Here is an 18,484-nt window from a genome sequence, read left to right as displayed (position 1 = left end):
ACCGTGAGTGAGTAGTTGCCTAGATTGCGGCCCTCACGACAAGCTTCGCCTCGTGAACTCCTTAGACGGGCTCGGCTCCTGGTTTCAGCTCATGGTGGGCCACTTGACAGGCTGGTGGTCGACCATCGACTGGGGTAGCGCACCGGAGTGGGTAGGAAGCATTCTGTCTTCGCTCTCCGTGATCTTGGTGGTGCTTGTCATTCGCAGAGAGCGCCGCGACAAAAGGCGCGAGTCGTTCGATGGACTCTCAATTCAGGTGGCTCCTGAATGGCGAACGCGGAAGCGAAAGAAAGTTGTCTGGGTAGTCAGAGCCTTCAACGCCGGCAGCCTCCCAATTTCCCGCGTTCGCATCTCGTACACCACAGAAGACGAAATAACGACAGAGACGATGTACGACAAGTACGGGTTTGGCCTTCTCCGGCCAGGTGAAAGTCGGACTCTTGTCCTTCAGGACCTTTTCGAATATCCAATGTGCGTAGCCGAGGTCATCGATCATCGAAAAAGGTCCTGGTTCATTGAGCTGTTTGAGGGTGAAGAGATAAGCCCACGAAAGTGGAAGAGATTCTGGAAAAAGCTCTCCAGGTCGGACATTGTCCTAAAGGACACGTTGGGCCCCAGATTGGATATAGACGTCTACAAATCCGACTGGTAGCTGGCTTTAGCGCCGCCACCCCCCAGGCGGGGCGTAATAGGGCACCCGCTTTTCTTCTCGGCCGTCCGCGTCGTGCAGGTGCCCAAGGCGTCGGTCGCACTTGCGGAAGGGGCCGGCCTTTGCATCGAACAGAATCGATGCATGTCGGTCCCAGTGCATCAGCCACCAGTCCGACAGGGCGTCCAAATGGGCGGCCGCGTCTTGCCGCGCTTGCTCACGCGCTTCGAAGCACGCCCACAGCCGCTCGACGGCCTCGGGGTGCTGCCACCACTCCGGGCACCACGCCGCGGTGCTCTTGTCGGAGTGCGTGTACTCGACGACCGACAGGTGCTCCTCGACCCACGCCAGGAACGCCGGCATCAGGTCGAACTCCTCCTCCTCGTCCTCCTCGTCGTCGGGGGCCTGGTCGCACGCCGTCACGTCGGCGTCGTTGAGCGCGTCGCGCTCCTCGTCGGTCAGCTCGTCCAGCCCGTCACCCTCCACGGGCTCCGCGAACTCGCCGCTCTGCGCGTCGACGTCGGGCCCGTCGACGTCAGCCACGAGCTGTCGCCTCTTCCGAGCTGGTGGCGATCGCGACTGGGGCGGCGCCAGCCGTGGCCGGCCCGTCGCCCTCGATCAGCGCTTTCAGCTTCTTGTCCTTAAACCACGGCACGGAGTCAAGGATCACCGGCCGGGTGTTCGAGTTGAACATGACCGTGCGCCACAGCGGCAGGTTCGCGAGGTCGTCGACGTTGAGGATCGGCACCCGGCGTGTGCTCGTCGACGTCGAATAGGCCCCGCTGTCCTGAGTCGATCCGCCGTAGGTGGTTTCCTCGCGCTCACCGATGAGATTCGACAGGCCTTTGAGGAACTGGTCGTCCATCGCGCCGCCACCGAAGACGCGGGTGACGGCCGCGCCCCAGATCGCGCCCCAGCCGTTCTGCCCGAACGCCTCGACGGCCTGGTCCTTTGACTGGAAGTACGTGTTGATCGGCATGCCGAGCGAACCGTAGAACGAGTAGACGGACGGCAGCGCCGGCCACCGCACGATGTTGGCGCACTCGTCCAGCTCGATCACCAGCGGGACCGGCAGGCGGCCGCCGGATCGCTGCGCGAGACGTTCACCGGTCTTGCAGATCGCTCGCACGAGGGACGTCAGGATCGCGCCGGCTGATCCCACGCCGTCCTTGGACAGCAGGATCAGCAGGTCCTCGGACTGCACGAACGCGTCGACGTCGAAGCGGCGCACGCCCTCGGCCGAGGTCCATTCCAGCAGCTCGTCGTAGGCGAGCGCCCCCGCCATGCGCTGCGCGGTCGCGTAGACGCTCTGCCGGGTCTTGTCGGCCCAGTTCTCCATGCCGACGAGGGCCGTCGCCGGCCCCTTCTTGCCGTTCGCGTTCAGGATGCCGATCACAACGTCCGCGTCCTGAGTGGTGAGCCACCGGTAGACGCGCGACAGCGGCAGCTCGTCGAGCGCCGCGGCGAGGAGGAAGTACGCGAGCATGTCGCGGCCGGGCTCGTCGAACTGAGGATCGCCGCCCCGGTCGCCTTCCTTCCGGGTCGAGGCCTCGAAAATCTCCGCGAGCTCGCGCGCGTCCTCGGCGCTTTTCACGTAGTCGAGCGGGTTGAAAACGAAGTCCGGGCCGTCCTCGTGACGGTAGATGCGGTTCGGGTCGAACACGTACGTCTGACCGCGGCCGCGACGGCCACGGATCACCTCACGCACACCGTCAACCTTGTTGGAGGTCATGATCGCGGCCCCGGGGGCCTCGACCACGTGCCGGACGACGACGCCAGACGTCTTGCCGCGCCGAGTGCCGAACAGGTAGACGCCCGTCTCCTCCCACCCCTGATAGACCCACTTCGCCGTGCCGACGATGCGGGCGACCTTCTGACCGGGTCCGATGCTCTCGGCCTTCGGGTGCAGCCGGCGGGCCTCCTTGGCCCGGGCGGCCTGTCGAAGAATCGCGTTCGACGGGTTCGCGCTCATGAGCTTGATCGAGGCCCCGCTGCGCTTCTTCGCGCCGTGCTTGGCCTGAGCCATGAGGAACCACGTGAACAGCGCCAGCGCCGCCACGATGAAGGCCACGACGGCGACCGTCGCGGCTGTGCCGGGCCATGCGTCGCCCCTCACGAAGCCCATCGCGAGCTTGATCGGGTTCCACGAGTAGGCGTCACCGGTCCCGGCGATGCCAGCACCGACGTGGATACCCAGGACCGTGCCGCCGACGATCAGCACGAGGAGGCCACCTGTCAGGGCGTTGGTGCGAATGGTGTTGAGGTTCATGCGTCGACTCCTCTGTGGTCGCTGGTCATGCTGTGCAGGAGGGTCCGGGCGATCCGGGCCTCCTCGTCGTCCCCGGCGAACCGCTCTGCGAGCTGCACGTCGACGCCGACCATGAGGGCCATTTCCGAGGGCATCACCCGAGCCGCCGAGAGCCGTTCGAGCAGTGCGTACCGCTCGGGTCGGGCCAGGGTGTCGGCCGACTTGATGCGGCGGTAGCGCTCGTGCAGCTCCTCGACGACGCTTCGGACGCGACGAATCTCTCCGTCGACGTCTCGGCCGTCGAGCTGGTAGCGCAGCGTCAGTGGCCCGCTGAGGCCCTCCGCGGCCAGCTCCTCGCGGTGCTCCGCGATTGCCTCGTCGAGCCACAGGCCGGCCGTCACGACGGCCGGCCGATCGACGCTCTGCACGGTCCACTGGTCGCGAGCGAGATTCGCGATCGACACGGGGCCCGAGGCCTCTGCCTCGACCATCAGTTGCTCCCCCCGCTGGTGAGCTTCATCGGCTGATCGCCTTTCGGGTCGACCTGCACGTGGACGTGGTTGCAGGAGTCCGCGAACTGCGCCATTGGCAAGTCGATGGAGCTGTCGGCGCTAGCCCGGCACTCGACCTGACCGGTGCCGGAGCCGTCCGGCATGACGGGCCCGAGGGCTCGCAGCAGCTTGATCGCGTTCGCGTCCGCTCCCGTGGTCGGTGTGCCGTCGAACGCGTAGAAGTCGACGGCGTGGCCGCCGCCGTTCACGACGTGCGCCGACAGGTTGCCGGCACCAGGGCGCTGCCCCGAGCACAGCCGGTTGATATCGGAGATCCCAATGGACTGGAACGTCTTGGTCGCAATCGTGATGACTTGCAGGATGCGCGTATCGACGTTGCAGTTCTCCTTGGGGTTGCCGTCCGCGATCGCCTGCACCTCGGGGAAGTGCGACGGCGAGAGCCACGCGATCTTGCCTTGGTTGGTCAGGTCCACGAGGTTCTTCGCGAGGGCCTGAGCGTCACCGGACACCCCGGCGGCGCAGGCAGCGGAACCACCCGCGAGAGCCGTCACGACGGCTGTGGCCGAGTCGAAGTACTTCGTGTAGTGGTTCGGGTCGGCGTTGATCTGCACGGCGTGAGCGGCCGCTGAGGGCGTCATCGTCTGCCAGTTCGGCACCTTCAAGAGCCGCTGGTAGAAGAACGTGGCTGCCTGGGTCGGGTTCATCCGCTCCGCGAGGGTGCCCCAGGTGTCGCGCTGCTGGAACAGCCCGCGGGAATCGGGGCCGGCCTTGTCGCCGTACTCGATGTTCGTGAGCGTGGACTCGCCCATCGCCGTCATCACGGCGATCGTCTGCCCCTTCACGTCGACGCCGAGGGCGGCCCCGGCGTTCATGATCGCCGCGGCGTTCACGAGCTGGTCGCCGGAGTACCCGTCGACCTCATCGTGAGCTGCCGCGGCCGTCGCGTTCGCGGCCGTGGCCGCGCACGCGCCGTTCTGGGAACCGCCCCCAGTGACGAGGGCGATCCCGACGAGCACAACGACCAGGCAGGCCGCCAGTGCGATCATCAGTCCCTTTTTCATGACCGAGCCCCGGCTACGCCACGATGCTGATCGGACCGGTCTCGACGGCGGCCTGCTTTGCGCCGCTGCCGGCCATGCCCTCGTCGGTGTTGGTGACCGCTGCCTCCCAGTCCGAGCGGAGGTGCTGCATGTGCGTCTCGGGGTTCGAGCCGTACTTGAAGATGCAGTGCCCCGGGTTCAGGTTCATCAGCAGATCGGTCGTGTCGGGTGCGAGCCCGAACGTCTCTTGCACCCAGCGGGCGTCCTCGGGCCGGTCCTGCCGGTAGGCGTAGATCGTCTGCGCCTCCTGGATGACCGTGTAGCCCTCCGACTCCCGGGGAATGTCGGTGCCCTTGTGCATCACGAACCAGTTCGAGATGCCCAGGGACCGGGAGAGCTTCTGGTTCGACTTGACCAGGCGGGCCGAGGGCCCACCGATCATGTGCCAGCCCTCCTCGTAGACCACGTTCGTTATGAAGCCACGCTCGCGGCGCAGACGCCCCAGGAGCCACTGGTGCCCCACCGCCATGACGGTGGGAACCGCCGGCCCGGCGTCCGGGAGTTGCGAGACGTCGAACACGGTCAGCTTGCTTCCCAGGTCGACCGCCTTCGACGTCTCGCCGTCAAAAACGCCGGCGTACGTCTCTAGGAGGTTCTCGAGTCCGAAACGGATCGAGAGGCCCGCCTGGTGGAAACGCTCACCGGAGGGGCCCGTCAGTCCCTCGTCGTCCGGCACCTGGCCGAGCCACGGCATGAGGTCCGTCGTCGTCAGGGCGCGTTTGTCGTCGCCGTGCTCCTCGAACATGCGGCGGAGGGCGAACCGGGTCGCCTTCTCTTCCCACTCGGTCGCGGCGACGTCGTTGCGGGCGATGCGCGCGACAGCGTTGATGAGTTCCATCTGTCCCTGCAAACCGGAACCGCGCATGATGAGCGGGTCCAGCAGGTTCAGGCGGATGCCGCCGCCGGACGGGTCGAAGCGCAGTGGCTCCGAGCCGAGGTTGTGGGCCATAGGCGTGTACTCGCCCGCGCCGCCCTCGTCCTTCTTGTCGAACACGACGGCACGCCGGTTCGCCAGCCCGAGGGGGCGGGCGACACCGCAGGTCTTGGTCAGTGATGACTTCCCGTACCCGACCGTGCCGAGCACGATCACGTTCGGGGAGGAAATCTGCCTTGGCTCCGCGTTGTACGCGGTCGGGGCGTCGTAGGAAATCATCGACTGCGACAGGTTGTCGCGGCCGTTGACGATCCCCTCATCCCCGGTCGGGTTGCCGATGACGGCCGAGTTCAGAATCTCGGCCTGCTTCGTCGTCGACGGCGAGCCCGTGAGCCGCGGCGAGTACCACCCGCGGGTTGCAGCGCCGACCGACGTGCGGAGCTGCCCGCCGGGCAGCTCGAACGGGGACACGTCCACCGGGCGACGCTGGGTCTCGACGGTCTGTCCCTCCTCCCCCGTCACGAGTTCCTGGCGAACCTCCGGCGGGACGAACATCTTCAACCCGGGCACGTTGGCGTACCAGGGCGCTTTGACCGCTGCACGCTTGCCGTGCGGGGCGGGGTTCTTGGTGTCGGTCATGACAGCGCCTCCTTGTCGCCTCGCCCAGCGAGGGTGTTCATCAGCCGTGTGGCCGTCGTGGTGTTGTCGGGTCGGAGGCCGCGGCCGATTGGCCACGTCGTCCCGGATGCAGCGCCCTGGAAGGAGTCCTGCCAGTCGAGGCGGTCGACACCGAGCCCGGTGTCGCAGACGCTCTCTAGCCGGCGGGACGCCTGAGCCAGGTCCTCGCGGGTCGGGGCCGTGATGGTCACGTACCCGATCCACGAGACGCCGTGGTGGTGGCTGCCGGCGGCGAGGTCACGACGTCGACGCTCGGCGGCGCTGAGGAGCCCTTCGGACTCGTCCGAGACGATGACGCCCTTCTTCTTCTGTGCGTAGAGGCCGGCGGCGTCGCGCACGACGTCCTGCCGTGCTGCTGCCTTCGCCTGAGCTGCCGGCACCAGGTGCATGTGGAACGAGGCGGAGCGGATGAAGCCCAGCTCGCGGCCGATCATGAGGTCCAGCGTCCACAACGGCGAACGGCCGGCCGAGGCCAGGTCCTCGCCGTGGATCGCCGCAGTGCGGTGCCACCAGGTGACGGCCGGAGCCGCCTCGATCGCGTCACCGTCTGCGAGGACGGTCGGGTCGTAGCCGCCGTCGACGACGTGCGCCGAATACTCGTCGTGCGCCCCGATCCCCACCGACAGCGGCGTGATGTGCTTCGCGGAGCGGAGGTCAATCGGGATCGACGGGTTCTGCTGGTGCATGATGACGGCCGCCGTCTGGCGGGCCGTCAGGTAGTTCACCTGCCCCATGCGAGCCTCGCGGAGCCCGTGCAGAGAGGCCTCGATCTGCTCGGCCATGAGCGCACGCCAGCCGTCACGACCGGGCCCGTACTTCGCGGCCGACTCGACGAACAGCGGCGACAGCGGCCACGACAGCACGACGAAGTGCCGTTGCACCATCGCATCCGCAGCCGCGCGTCGACGCACTTCCGCGTAGGAGAGCTGCTGCGCGTCCCAGAGCGCCAACGACGAGTCGTCGGCCCCGACGGGCCGGGCCTCGCGCTTGGAGTTGTACCAAATGTCGTGCTTGGCGGTGTCCGGCGGCAGAACACGCGTGAGCGTCTGCACGTCACGGATCAGCGACACCGGGGCGGCACGGTGGGCGAGGAACTTCCCCCACGACGTCGCGGCACGGTTCAGGGCCCCGGCCGTCTCCATGCCGCGGAGCTGCCCGGACACCGAGAATGCGACCGAGAGGTAGGGCTGCTCACCCACGGGGGCGTGCCAGGCGATACCGGGCATGTTCGACCCGTACTGCAACCAGCCCATGCCGTCCGAGCCGTCCGGGTTGGCCCGCATCTGGCGAGAGGCGACCTCGGCCGCGCGGCGCTCGGCCTTGTCGGCGCTTCCCGCTGCCGACTGAATCTGGTCCCACCCGGCGACGTTGTAGGGCACGAACACGTTCGTGCCGAGCCGCTTGCGGGCCGCCCAGCGCGAGCGCTTCCGACGTCGCTCCTGGATGGTTCCGTTGTGCGTCCGCTGCGTGACAAGCATCGTCAGGCCCACCCCGACGAGCGCCGCGATCAGCAGGGGGATGCCGCCGCCGAGGATCATCCCGACCATGCCGCCAATGACGAAGATCGCGATACCGATGATCCGCGACTTCGAGTGCGTGCCACCGAAGAACGACCGGTGCCCTGACTCGCCGCCGACCCAGCGAAGGTGCGTCCTCTGCTCCTGAACGTCACTCATGGGTCGAGTCCTTCCCGTACTGCTCCTGGTGGTCATCGACGGGGGCCGCAGCCATATCGGCTGCGCCCGTCGCCGCACTGTTGGCCTTGTCCATGCCGGCCTTCGCCCCGGCGGCGATCATCGTCGGGATGCCGATAGCGGCACCGACGCCCGTCGAGGACTCCGCGGCCCCGGCGGCCATAGCGCCGCCCTCGGCGGCTGCTGCACCGCCACCGGCCGCTGCACCGCCGGCACTCGCGCCAGCGCCGGCCTCAGCACCCGTGGATGCCTTGCCGCCGGCTGCGGCGGCTTCCTTGATCGACGAGCCTGCCGCCTCGTCGGCACCGCCGCCGCCGGCAGCCTTGCCAGCGCCACCGCCGCCACCACCGGTCGACGCTGGCTCCTCAGTGGCCGTCGTCGACGACGGCGTACTCGAGCCCTGGCCGGAGCCTCCACCGTCGCTCTGAGGGGCGCTGTAGCGCTTGTCGGCCTCCTGAGGAGAGTTCGCACCGATGCTCGGTCCGCCCGCGGCCGCGGCCCCGCCCATAGGCAAGATCGGCGCGAACTTGAATAGCAGCAGCGGCGACAGCCCGGCGATGAACAGCGCGAGCATCGAGACGACGAGGCTGACCGTCTTTTGGAGGTCGGCTTGGCCGGAGAACACGTCGATGTTGGATCCGACGAACGAGAACGTCACGCCGAGCAGGAAGAACAGCAGCGGGTGGGCGGCGAGGATGCCGAGCCACACCATTGGGATCTTTGATCCAAACGAGCGCTTCTTCTTGTCGACGATCCACACCCAGCCGAGCGGGAACAGCACGCCGGAGAAGTAGAGGGTGATGAGCTGCACGACGAGGACGAGCAGCGCGAGCAGCAGCGCCAGGATCATGAAGAACATCAAGATCGCGCCGATGACTGCGCCGCCGACGATCCCGGAGCCGTCGTCGTCCCCGATCATCGTCGAGAACTGGTCGACGATGCTGTTTGTCGTGGTCGACAACATCGTCTTGATGAGCGAGTCCGACAGGGCCCCGAAGAACTTGACGAGGAACGCTCCGACCGCTGGCCCGAACATCGCTCCGATGATGAACGCGGGCCCGTAGAGGGTCAGCGTCTCGACGAGTTCCTGCCCCGACTGCCGGCCCCTGGCCGTGTCGATGAACTGAGGAATGAGGACGATGACGAACACGAAGATCGCCAGGCCGAAGGAGATTCGGTAGGCGCTGATGAACCAGTCCGCCGTGAGGTCGGGCAGGGTCGCGTGGGTCAGGGCTGGCAGAACGCTGTCGGAGAGGCCCTTGGCCGCGTCCCTGAGCGCTTTGTAGGTGTTCCCGGCCGGGTCGGACCAGAAGTCACCGATGCTCTGCGCGGTGCTGATCGCGTCCTTGGTGCCGTTCACCGCGTCGCCAACGAGGTCCTTACCCGTGTCAATCGCGCAGCTCGCCCAATTGCTGCACTTTTCATCGTCCCCGCCTGCAGCCGCGAGGATCACCGGCCCGCTCATCAGCAACCACCTGTGTACCGAACGCCCCCATTGGCGAGCGTTTCACCGTCCGGCTGCACGCCTTCGACGACGTGCCACGCGCCGTCCTCCCACTGCAAAACAAAGCCCTGAGCCGTCGACTTGGTGGGGCTCAACGCGCCGTCGACGACGTAGCCAGCGGCGATATTGACCGTGACCCGATCGGCGGTCGAATTCGGGTCGACCATCCACAGGCCGTTGGTTGTCGACAGGTGGAACGGAGTCCCATCCGCGACGTCCCCCTGGCTGAGGTTCGGATACTGCTCGTAAGTGGCGGCTAGGTCCGAGAACGAGGTCGGCGCGGACGAGGAGAAGATGCTGCCCTCTACGGTCTGCACGTCCGAGCCGGACGGCACGGGCGACTGCCAGATGAACCGGTAGAACGCCGTGGCGACCTCAACGGCCCCGTACGACGAATGGCTCGCAGCCTCCTGAGCTGCGAGCACCATTGCGGCGTTGCGGTCCTGACCGCCGAGGCACCCCGTGGGCGGAGCGGCGTCCTCGTCGTCGCCGGCACCGGAGGAGCCGGTCGACGTTGGGCTGGGAGTCACAGACGCAGCCGGCGCGCTCGACGTCGGCGCAGCGGTCGGCTCGCCGCCGCGGGTCGTGGCGAACACGACTCCCCCGCCGATGACAATGACCGCAGCGGCGGCCCCGATGACCAGGGGCCAACGGGACCGGCCGGTGGATGAGTACATGCGCGGCATGGTGTGTCTCCTTCTGAGTGGGTCAGCTCGCGAACGAGAGGGTCACGCCGACGATGACCGCCAGCGCGGCGAGGGCAACCAGAGCGACGAACGCGCCGAGGGCCTTCGCCCGCCCCTGGGCGTGCGCCTGGGGGTTGGGGTTCATGTCGTTGGATGCACCGGCCATAGCGACCAGTCCGGTGATGAGGTAAACGATCGCCACGATGATGCCGAGGGCCCAGACCGCAGCGACGAGCTTCTGCCAGAGCTGTGTGAACTCCGCACCGCCGAACGAGAAGTCGGGCAGGAGGCCGTCGAGAGGGTTCGAAATCGCCGCGGCGAGGAACAGGTCGTGCATGGGTCAGGCCTTCCGGTTGGTGGTAGAGGCAGGGGCGACGGCCTCCTGCAAAGTGCGAACCACGGCCGCGGCCGCCGACGCGAACGCGTCTCGAGTCGCAGGGTTCAGGGAGCCGAGCGTGAGCTGCCCGCGGGCGGCAATGTGCTCGTCGTAGGGAATCTCGTGCAACGACCGCACCCCGGCGCCCTGCAGCAGGCGCGCGACCTCCTCGCGCACCGACTCGCTCTCGGGGCGTCCGTCCGTCAGACGAACGGCGATCGCACGGTCTGCCAGCTCGGCCGGCTGCCCGCCCGCATCGCGCAGCTCGTCGAGGAGCTGGATCGCTTCGAGCACGGAGTCGCCCGCGTTCAGGACCGGGATCACGAGGACGTCGGCCACCGACACCGCACCACGGAACGCGGAGGACGTCGGCTGGTTGCCGGTGTCCATGACGCGGATGCCGTAGAACTCGTCGATCACGTTCGACACGGCCACCACAGCATCACCGTCGAGGCGATCGCGTCGTCCGGTGGAGGCGATGACGTTCGCGAAGGACGTCTGAGGGGCGGTGTAGCCGTGGAGCTGGCCGGCGGTCTTGATGCCGGACACGTCCCGGACCAGTTCACCGAGACCGAGGCGAGGGCTGCCCTCGGCGCGGTAGTTCAGCGCGCCAGGATCGTCGGAGAACTCGACGATCGCCGTCGATCCTCCACGGATCGAGGCGATGACACCACCGAGCAGCAGCGACGTCGGGGTCTTACCCGTGCCGCCCTTGGGGTTGTTGACGAGGATCGACACGGCACGCGTCCACGTGGCCTGACGAATGACCGTCTCGTTCTGGGAGCGCCGCAGCTCCTTCTCATTCGCCGCAGCCAGCTCGGCCGCCTCAGCGGCGCTCGGCTTGACCGGCAGGCCAATGCTCGCCAGGGCTCCACGGAATCCCTTGGTGGCCTTCCCCGTGGCCCCGGCGGGGGCCACGGGTGCAGCGCCACCGAACAGCACGGACGCGGACGCCTCACGGTCCAGAGGACGGCGCGCAGCCGGCGACTCCTCGGGTGCCTTGACGTCCTCGGGAACCTCCGACACGACCGCCAGCGACGGGGCCGGCTCGACGGCTTCCTCGGGCTGTGCCGGTGACGCCGGCATGGGCGGAATCGGTCGGAGGCCAGTGGCCTCGTCCGCCTTCGGGGTGGAACGCCGGCCCAGGCGCTCCACGCCCACCGTGTCCTCCTCGATGTAGTCGCTAGCGCGTGAGGCTGCGCCGAACACGTCACCGCTCTGGTTCGGATCGCTCATCTTGTTCTCCCATCTCGACTGCTTGTCCCGGCCGTCCGCCGGTTATTTGCGAAGGCTTGTTATATCTCAAAGCTTAGCAAGTCGTCGCCCGTAAACTAGGGGGCGTGTCCGCCCTCTCCGCTGCCGACGCAGCGCGCCTCGACGAGGCGTGCGCGACCATCGCAGCCACGCCCGCTCGACTGCGGACGCTCCGCGTCGTCATGGACGGCGGCGACGTCACGGCGAAGGACGTCATGGAGGCGCTGGACCTCACTAGGAGCGCCGTGGGATACCACCTGGCCGCCCTCACCGAGGCCGGCATGATCCACGAGCGACGCGCCACTCACCCCCGCGGTCGCGGCCCGATCATCTACTGGTCCGCGGATCGCGAAGCAATCCACGACCTCAGAGACAGCCTGAATAAGCACCTGACTTGACCCCCGTCCGGGTGCCAACGATACATAATTCCTATGACAGTTGATTCACACTGTGCACTAGTCCCCCCAAGGGACGACTGCTCCGTACCCCGCCCGTGAGTCCCAGGAAAGGAGCGCCCGTGTCCGTAGCGGCCGCCGCTTTCAAGCACTGGGCGAGCACTGTCGACCTCCCCTCCGGAGCCCTCCCCCTCGCGCGAGCGATCGGCGTCAATCGCACGACCGTGCAGGCGCAGCTCCTCCGCGGCCGCGTCCGTGAGGCGGTCGTCATCGCCGCCGCGCGCGCGGTCGGAGTCGAGCCCGTCGTCGCCTTGTCGAGCTTCGACGAGTACGACGAGCTGCACCGGGAAATGCGCCCACCGCTACCGGTCGAGATCCTGTCTCAGGTCACACTCACGGACGCATCGATCGAGATGCTGCGCCGCCGGAACACTGCATACGGCGACGCGATCGCTGCGGTGCACACCTGGGAGGACCCGCCCCAGCAGGACGGGCTCAGAACGTGGATCGACGCCGTAGACCCCGGCCACATTCGGCGTGACCTTGCCGAACGCCTCGGGATCGCTCCCCCCAACCTCTCGGCTCAGATCACCGCCAACAAGATGCGGCCCCGCCACCTCGTCGAGGCCGCCCGCATCGCCAACACTTCCTTGACGAGCGGGCTCGCTGTAGGCGGCGTGATTACGCTTCAAGAGGCCGGCTGGCCGGACGGTGCCCGCTCCCACGCGGTCACACACCTGTCAGACGTTGCCCTGAACGACCTCGTTCAGGCGCGCCTCGCAGCCGCGCAACGCGGGGCCCGACGCCTTGCCGCAGATAGCGCTGAGGCGCGACGAATCGAAGAAACGCTGGGCTGACATGCTGACCGGATACCTCATCGCCGTAGTCCTCGCCGCCTTGGCCCTGACCCGCCTTCCCGGGGCAATCCACGGCAGAAACATTCTCATCGCTTCGTCGGCTGCCGCGATCGTGCTCGCCTTCGCCCTCATCACCCCGGACGTCTACGCCGCCCTCGACCGCTTCTCCCCCATCCCGAACCTGGTCGACCTGGTGGCCAAGCTCGCCCTGTTCACCGGCCTGCTCCTCGCCGGGACACAGGTCGCCCGGGCATGGAGGGCCCCCGAGACGCAGCGCCGCATCTCAGGCCTGCCCGGCGTCCTCGTCTTCCTCGGCGTCTTCGTCGCGGAAGTCGTCATCTTCGCCGTCGTGCACACCACCAGCTCGGCCCCCGACCTCGCAGACAACCTCTCGAGCCCGCTCGTGCGGCTCTACTCGACCCTCGCAACGGCCTACCCGGCCTACATTGCTGCACTGCTCCTCCCCCACGTCCGCAGGGGCCTCAGTTCCTCGCAGGAGGCGACCAAAGCGACATCGCGCTTCCTATTCGTCGGCTTCGTTCTGGCCGGCGTGCGCTTCGTGCTCGGACTCGCGACATTGCTTCTGCCGGCGACGTACTACGTCGGCCAGGTCGTCAGCGGCGTGGCTGCGATCTTCGTCGCACTAGGCCTCGCCACGGCGTTCTTCGCCCGGCTTGGCAGGCAGCGTCAATCGCAGAAGCAGTACCGCTAGGCGTTAGTGTCAGGCGCTCTGCTGCTCGATTTTCAGCCGAATCACCTCACGCGCTCTGTCACCAATGCGCGAGCCTGCCCATCAGGGTGGCGGCGGTCATTGAGTGGCCCAAGCCTCTTGACTGCGGGCACTGCATCGGTGGACGCGCAGCGACGCGGGTGGAAAACCTTCGACACGCCCCTCTGATTTCCCCAATGTATGCATCTTAAGAGCCCAAGATGGCCGCATGAGCGCTATTCGGGGCCTCGCCCACCGACCCCAGAACGTCCCCACGGTCCTTCTGCAGGGTCGAGTGTCACCGGAGACGCGAATGGAAGTGCGCGCGGCAGCGGCCGCCAGCGGAGTTTCCATTGCGTACTACCTTGAGGCGCTCGTAGCCCAGCTCGTCGCCGACCAGGGCTGCCTACCGCTCGTAGCTAGCCCCCGAGAAAAGTCCGAGGAGTTGCCTATCCCGGCCGCTTAAACGAAAGAGCCCGCCGCTCTCGCGACGGGCCTCTTCAAGTCGTTGCTCCAACCCTCTTTGCTTGCCGGCGCGAGGTTGAAGCTTCTAGTTCCGATCAAGAACCGGTTGTGCACCGGGCCTTAGTCGTACCCCCATCCTGAAGGAAGGTGATGGCATCAGTGTAAACACTTCTTCTGTGCGCGCAAGCACCGCGCCAGAAAAACCACTTTTCGGCGTGTCCGCACCCTTCTCGGGGAGTGTCGACGACCCGTGGGCGCTCACGCGAGTGTTGTCGCCTCGGGATTACGTGCAGCGCGCGGCCGAGTTCGTCGACGGCACCTTCCTGAATTCCTACGCCGCCCATCACGGCCTGGACGAGGACGCCCCCGCTGGGCCGTGGGCGATGTGGCTGACGGCGCGGCCGGGCTGGTTCCGGTTCATCTGCTTCGACTTCGACGCCAAGAACGGCCGCCCCTCCTACGACGCGGCCCGACTGTCGTACTGGCTTCACGAGGTGTCGATCGCGCACACGGTGACCGAGTCAGGCCCCACGGGCGGACGGCACGTGTGGATCGCCCTTGATGAGCTCACCCCGGGCGCTGCTGTGCACCGGGTGGCGCGCCTAGCGAAGCAGCTGCTGCCCTCCCTTGACCCCTCCCCCCTGTCGGAGACCGGCGGCGCTGTCCGCCCGCCCGGGGCTCCGCACCGCGTGTCGGGCACGTCGGTGCCGCAGGGGTCGCTGCAGCCGCTTCTGGCGCCCTCGACGTCGACCGCTGACGTGGCAGCGCTTGATGCGCTGTTGGTGGATCTCGGCGCCGAGCTGGAGCCGGTGGATGTGTCCCTGGCCCACAACGTGCGGAAGGACCCCGGCGGGCACCCGTACCTCCTCGGCGCCCGTCGGGAGCTGTCCGAGTACGTCCGGGGCCTGCTCGAGGCGGCGCCGGCAGGCGACACCTCCGCTGCGGCGGCGTCGATCCTCGCCGGCTGCGCCAACGCCCGGTGGCGGTACGACGACGTCGCCACCCTGGTCGAGCACTCCCCTGGCCTTGAGCACCTCCGCACCCGCCGTGCCGGCACCCACCGCCTCCCGCGCACCGTGAAGCAGCAGGCAAGGACCCTGGCGTCGACATGGGCGTCTGCCGTGGCGTACGTGTCGGCCAATCCCGCGGCCGCCGACAGCGACCCCACCTTCCCGACCCGTGTTGCCGGCGTCGTGGCCACGATCGACCGCGTTCAAGAACGCGCCAACCTCACCACCGGCCTCTGGGGCGGCCGCCGCGGCCGAGGCGTCACCGGCCGAGGTTCCCTCGTCTTCCGCGCCGTCCTCGACGCCCTGTGCGTCTACATGCTCCAGGCCGCGTCCACCGAGGTCGAAGCGGACACCCGGCGCCTCGCGATCGACACCGGCTGGTCCGAACGCCGGGTCGGCGAAGTCCTCACCCTTCTCACCACCGACACCGACAGCTGGTTCCAGCGCGCCGGCGAACGCACCGACAAAGGCCGCGGCCAACGCTTTCGCCTTCAGCCGAAGTTCTCCACAGACCAGACGGCGCAAACTCGCGCACAAGTGCTTGCACGCCCGACGCCAGCCACTCCCCCACCGGACCCGCTAACCTCACGAGCTCTCTTGATCGCAGAACTCCAGCACCGCCTGGCTCCCTTGCGCACGGACACGTTCGCTGCACCGCACTCTCTAGGACGAGCTGCAGGGCACATTTATCGGCTTCTAGCCAGGACCCACGTGCAGACCGCCGGCGACATTGCTGACGCAGCCGGCTTTACCGTTCGCCAGGTCCGCACTTACCTCGGCCGGCTTATCTCCGTCGGGCTCTCCCGCCGATCCCGGAGCGGCTGGCTTCAAACGCCTCGAGCGCTCGAACCGGTTGCCGAGAACTTGGACGTCGACGGGTACCTTGAGCGCCGAGAAGCCCGTTACCGGGCTGAGCGCGCCCGATGGGGCCTCTGGCTCGATGAATTGCGTTGGCGTCGACAGAAGGGGCCTCATAAACCCCGAAGGCGCCGTCTCGAGCAGCTCACCTTGACGGGCCTCGATGAACGCACACGCGTCCGCTACCCCCGTGGGCCTGGCGGCCGGGCACGCCATGCTCACGTACTCAGCGCTCTTCTGGCCCTGGATGACAAGCGAGCAGGTGTTCGCTTTCACTAGTTGGACGGAGCACGGAAAAATCGGCGATAAATACGTCTGGACGGATTGTTCGCGGGAAGTCGCGAGCGGGGGAGTTCTCCTGCGTGTTGGGGCGGCTGGTGTGCGTGCTCGCGTGAAGACTTCTTCAAAAAAGCACTAGTTCAATTGGGACGAATAATTACGTCATGACAGATTGACGTACATTCATCAATCTGGCAAGCTGGATTCAATTGGCAAAACAGGCAGATTAATTACGTCCAGATGGATTGGCGTATGGAAGGATGTATTAATGTCACCTAGGATCACGGCCATCGGCAACCGAAAAGGTGGTGTGGGGAAGACATCCGTGACCCTCGGACTGGCCACGGGGCTCGTTTCGCTCGGGCAACGCGTGTGCGTTGTCGATTTGGACCCTCAGGCCGACATCACGGACACCCTTGGAGGAGCTGGTGACTTCAACATCTTTGACGTCCTCTACGCCGGGGACATGGGGACTCTCGGGCAAGCTGCGGTGCCTTCGAGCTGGGACGGGATCGACGTTGTTCCCGGCTCCCAAGACCTAGCCCGCATCGATACCGAGAGTCTTGTCGGCGCCGAGCTGCGCTTGAAAGCTGCAGCTCAGTTGTCAGTAGAACTTGACGCCTACGACCATGTCCTGATTGACCTTCCCCCGGCGTTAGGCAGGTTGACCCTCAATGGACTGATCGCTGCCCACCATGTCGTCGTCGTGACTGAGCCCGGCGCGTATTCCGTTCGGGGAGTGGCCGAGTTCCTGCAGACGGTCGAAAAAGTCCAGGCCGCGCCATATCTCAACCCGGACCTTGTCTTTAGCGGCATCATCGTCAACAAGGTCAGCTCGCCGCGCACTGCGGAGCACAAGTTCCAGATCGAGCAGCTACTCGAGGCGTTTGGCGACCAGGTTCACGAGCCGTTCTTGCCCCTGCGGACAGCCATGCAGGATTCTCAGAGCGGGGGAGTCCCGCTTGCAAAGGTGGGGACCCGAGGGGCAGCCATCCTCTTTGAGTACTTCACTCAGCACGCCAAACGCATCCACGGAGGAAACTGATGGCCATCGAGCGCAAAACCCTACGAAAAGCTCCGCAACGCGACGTCGTGGAGTCGTTTACGACTCCACCTGGGCCAACTACTGCGGCTAGTCCGGCGCAGCCCGAGGCAGAGGACTCGACCCCGAAGAGCGGGCCTGCTAGGCGGGGCCCAGGGCGGCCGCGCAGTGCTCGCCGGATGGAGCCATTCTCGAGCAAGATCGAGATCTCGCTTCGAGATCAGTTGGACGAGTACATATCCGAACACGGAGGCACCATGGTCGACTTCCTCGACGAAGCCATTCGCGATCGGCTCATAAGGTAATCATATAAATACGTCAAGACGGAATTATCATCTGGGTGCTACGCATGCGGCGCCCTGACGAGGCTTTGTCTATCGCAGCTCCGCCTCTGCTGGAGGAAGCCCGTCCGCCTCAGCCCGTGCCATCTCTCGTGGTCCCGGTGAGGTCTGGGTCGCCGTAGACGCGTTCTGCCAGCACACCGAGCGTTCCCGGAGCGTCCCGCTGCGCGGCGAGGTCTTGGGCGTTGGTCGAGACGCGGGCGTACCCGACGAGGTGCGCCGGGGGAGTGTCGGCTGTCACTGCCCGGATTCCCGGGGGAGTGGCGCCGACCCCTCATCGTCTCGGTAGCCAATTGCTACCAGTCATTCAGGGGCTGGCGCCTACGCAGGTGTCCCCGGCAGTGGGTTTGCCTGCAGATAAGTTGCGCCGACGATGAATGCGACACCGAGACCGCCGGCGACCTAGACGGCCGCGGTGTCAAGGGCTCGTTGATCGTGGTGGACCGAGCAATAGCCTCCGCGAGGTGTCGGGTTCTGGCACAGCCTGTTGCGCCCGCGGGAACGGTTTGGAGCCAAGCACGATCCATGCGGTTCGCGGTTTTTTCGACGATAGAGAGTCCGAAGGGTCGCAAACACGAAGAGACCCAACCCGACCAAGACAGCCCAACCAACCACAATTTCCCCTATTCGCTCGTCTAATTGCGAGACGTCTGTTGCTATCGACTCCTCGAGCGGCGGCGTCAGCAGATGCATTGCGAGAGGGCCGCCGAAAGAAGGCGCGGCTGGCGTCCTGGCGCCCAAACTGCGCCAGAGGCCCCGTAATCCCCGTTTTGCATTGGCCGCAAATGTCGGTTGTTTTGAGGACAGAGTCTCGCTCGTTTCTCCAATACGTTTGCAGCGGACGACTAGTCCAAATACGGAGGGGGAGAGATGAATTTTCTACTCAAAGCTGGACGAGTCGCCGTTGTAGCTGGCTTGGCAATGGGGGCCGTGGTCGGCGTGCCGGTGGCCGC

At 66.6% G+C, this 18,484-nt stretch carries 16 protein-coding genes; 6 read left to right on the top strand and 10 right to left on the bottom strand.

What is annotated here, in order from left to right; all coding sequences use genetic code 11:
* The first annotated feature begins 52 nt into the window (after window positions 1-52).
* On the top strand, window positions 53-652 hold the full coding sequence (locus IFT77_RS15190) for a hypothetical protein (RefSeq protein WP_192170485.1): 600 nt from the start codon (window positions 53-55) through the stop codon (window positions 650-652).
* A gap of 6 nt (window positions 653-658) precedes the next feature.
* Here the strand turns inward: IFT77_RS15190 and IFT77_RS15185 are convergent, their stop codons facing one another.
* Genes IFT77_RS15185 through IFT77_RS15140 form a run of 10 tightly spaced genes read right to left on the bottom strand, consistent with a single transcriptional unit; the run spans window position 659 to window position 11,557 of the window.
* Complete coding sequence (locus tag IFT77_RS15185) at window positions 659-1,192, bottom strand: DUF4913 domain-containing protein (RefSeq protein ID WP_192170484.1); 534 nt, start codon at window positions 1,190-1,192, stop codon at window positions 659-661.
* Window positions 1,185-2,918 carry a type IV secretory system conjugative DNA transfer family protein gene (locus IFT77_RS15180; RefSeq protein WP_192170483.1) on the bottom strand — a complete coding sequence of 578 codons (1,734 nt, stop codon included), beginning with the start codon at window positions 2,916-2,918 and terminating at the stop codon, window positions 1,185-1,187. The genes IFT77_RS15185 and IFT77_RS15180 overlap by 8 nt, the downstream gene beginning before the upstream one ends.
* Window positions 2,915-3,388, bottom strand: a complete 474-nt coding sequence (locus IFT77_RS15175) for a hypothetical protein (protein ID WP_192170482.1) — start codon at window positions 3,386-3,388, stop codon at window positions 2,915-2,917. Before IFT77_RS15175 ends, IFT77_RS15180 begins: the two co-directional genes overlap by 4 nt.
* Window positions 3,388-4,455: a hypothetical protein gene (locus tag IFT77_RS15170; RefSeq protein ID WP_244638871.1), complete on the bottom strand. Its 1,068-nt coding sequence runs from the start codon at window positions 4,453-4,455 to the stop codon at window positions 3,388-3,390. The genes IFT77_RS15175 and IFT77_RS15170 overlap by 1 nt, the downstream gene beginning before the upstream one ends.
* Window positions 4,456-4,483: 28 nt before the next feature.
* Window positions 4,484-6,022 carry an ATP/GTP-binding protein gene (locus tag IFT77_RS15165; protein ID WP_192170481.1) on the bottom strand — a complete coding sequence of 513 codons (1,539 nt, stop codon included), beginning with the start codon at window positions 6,020-6,022 and terminating at the stop codon, window positions 4,484-4,486.
* The gene (locus IFT77_RS15160; RefSeq protein ID WP_192170480.1) at window positions 6,019-7,737 is read right to left on the bottom strand and encodes a hypothetical protein; all 1,719 of its coding nucleotides are present in this window, start codon (window positions 7,735-7,737) and stop codon (window positions 6,019-6,021) included. Before IFT77_RS15160 ends, IFT77_RS15165 begins: the two co-directional genes overlap by 4 nt.
* On the bottom strand, window positions 7,730-9,220 hold the full coding sequence (locus IFT77_RS15155) for a hypothetical protein (protein ID WP_192170479.1): 1,491 nt from the start codon (window positions 9,218-9,220) through the stop codon (window positions 7,730-7,732). The genes IFT77_RS15160 and IFT77_RS15155 overlap by 8 nt, the downstream gene beginning before the upstream one ends.
* Window positions 9,220-9,936: a hypothetical protein gene (locus tag IFT77_RS15150; protein WP_244638870.1), complete on the bottom strand. Its 717-nt coding sequence runs from the start codon at window positions 9,934-9,936 to the stop codon at window positions 9,220-9,222. Before IFT77_RS15150 ends, IFT77_RS15155 begins: the two co-directional genes overlap by 1 nt.
* A gap of 31 nt (window positions 9,937-9,967) precedes the next feature.
* The gene (locus IFT77_RS15145) at window positions 9,968-10,282 is read right to left on the bottom strand and encodes a hypothetical protein (RefSeq protein WP_197980908.1); all 315 of its coding nucleotides are present in this window, start codon (window positions 10,280-10,282) and stop codon (window positions 9,968-9,970) included.
* A gap of 3 nt (window positions 10,283-10,285) precedes the next feature.
* Window positions 10,286-11,557: a hypothetical protein gene (locus IFT77_RS15140; protein ID WP_192170477.1), complete on the bottom strand. Its 1,272-nt coding sequence runs from the start codon at window positions 11,555-11,557 to the stop codon at window positions 10,286-10,288.
* Between the two features lie 104 nt (window positions 11,558-11,661).
* Here IFT77_RS15140 and IFT77_RS15135 point away from each other — a divergent pair, with 104 nt between their 5' ends.
* The 5 genes from IFT77_RS15135 to IFT77_RS15115 all read left to right on the top strand — a co-directional run bounded on the left by IFT77_RS15135 (window position 11,662) and on the right by IFT77_RS15115 (window position 17,193).
* Window positions 11,662-11,973 (top strand): helix-turn-helix transcriptional regulator, encoded by a 312-nt coding sequence (locus IFT77_RS15135; RefSeq protein WP_192170476.1) that lies wholly within the window; start codon window positions 11,662-11,664, stop codon window positions 11,971-11,973.
* 119 nt (window positions 11,974-12,092) lie between these two features.
* Window positions 12,093-12,827, top strand: a complete 735-nt coding sequence (locus tag IFT77_RS15130; RefSeq protein WP_192170475.1) for a hypothetical protein — start codon at window positions 12,093-12,095, stop codon at window positions 12,825-12,827.
* A complete protein-coding gene (locus IFT77_RS15125; protein WP_192170474.1) occupies window positions 12,778-13,539 on the top strand; it encodes a hypothetical protein in 762 nt (253 codons plus the stop codon). Before IFT77_RS15130 ends, IFT77_RS15125 begins: the two co-directional genes overlap by 50 nt.
* 638 nt (window positions 13,540-14,177) lie before the next feature.
* On the top strand, window positions 14,178-16,148 hold the full coding sequence (locus IFT77_RS15120) for a hypothetical protein (protein ID WP_192170473.1): 1,971 nt from the start codon (window positions 14,178-14,180) through the stop codon (window positions 16,146-16,148).
* Between the two features lie 268 nt (window positions 16,149-16,416).
* On the top strand, window positions 16,417-17,193 hold the full coding sequence (locus IFT77_RS15115) for a ParA family protein (protein WP_192170472.1): 777 nt from the start codon (window positions 16,417-16,419) through the stop codon (window positions 17,191-17,193).
* Window positions 17,194-18,484: the final 1,291 nt, after the last annotated feature.

The sequence above is a fragment of the Frigoribacterium sp. CFBP 13729 genome (assembly GCF_014841875.1).
GTDB lineage: Bacteria > Actinomycetota > Actinomycetes > Actinomycetales > Microbacteriaceae > Frigoribacterium.
The sequence above is the reverse complement of the archived record's forward strand: the minus strand, read 5'-3'. Positions and strand labels throughout refer to the sequence as shown.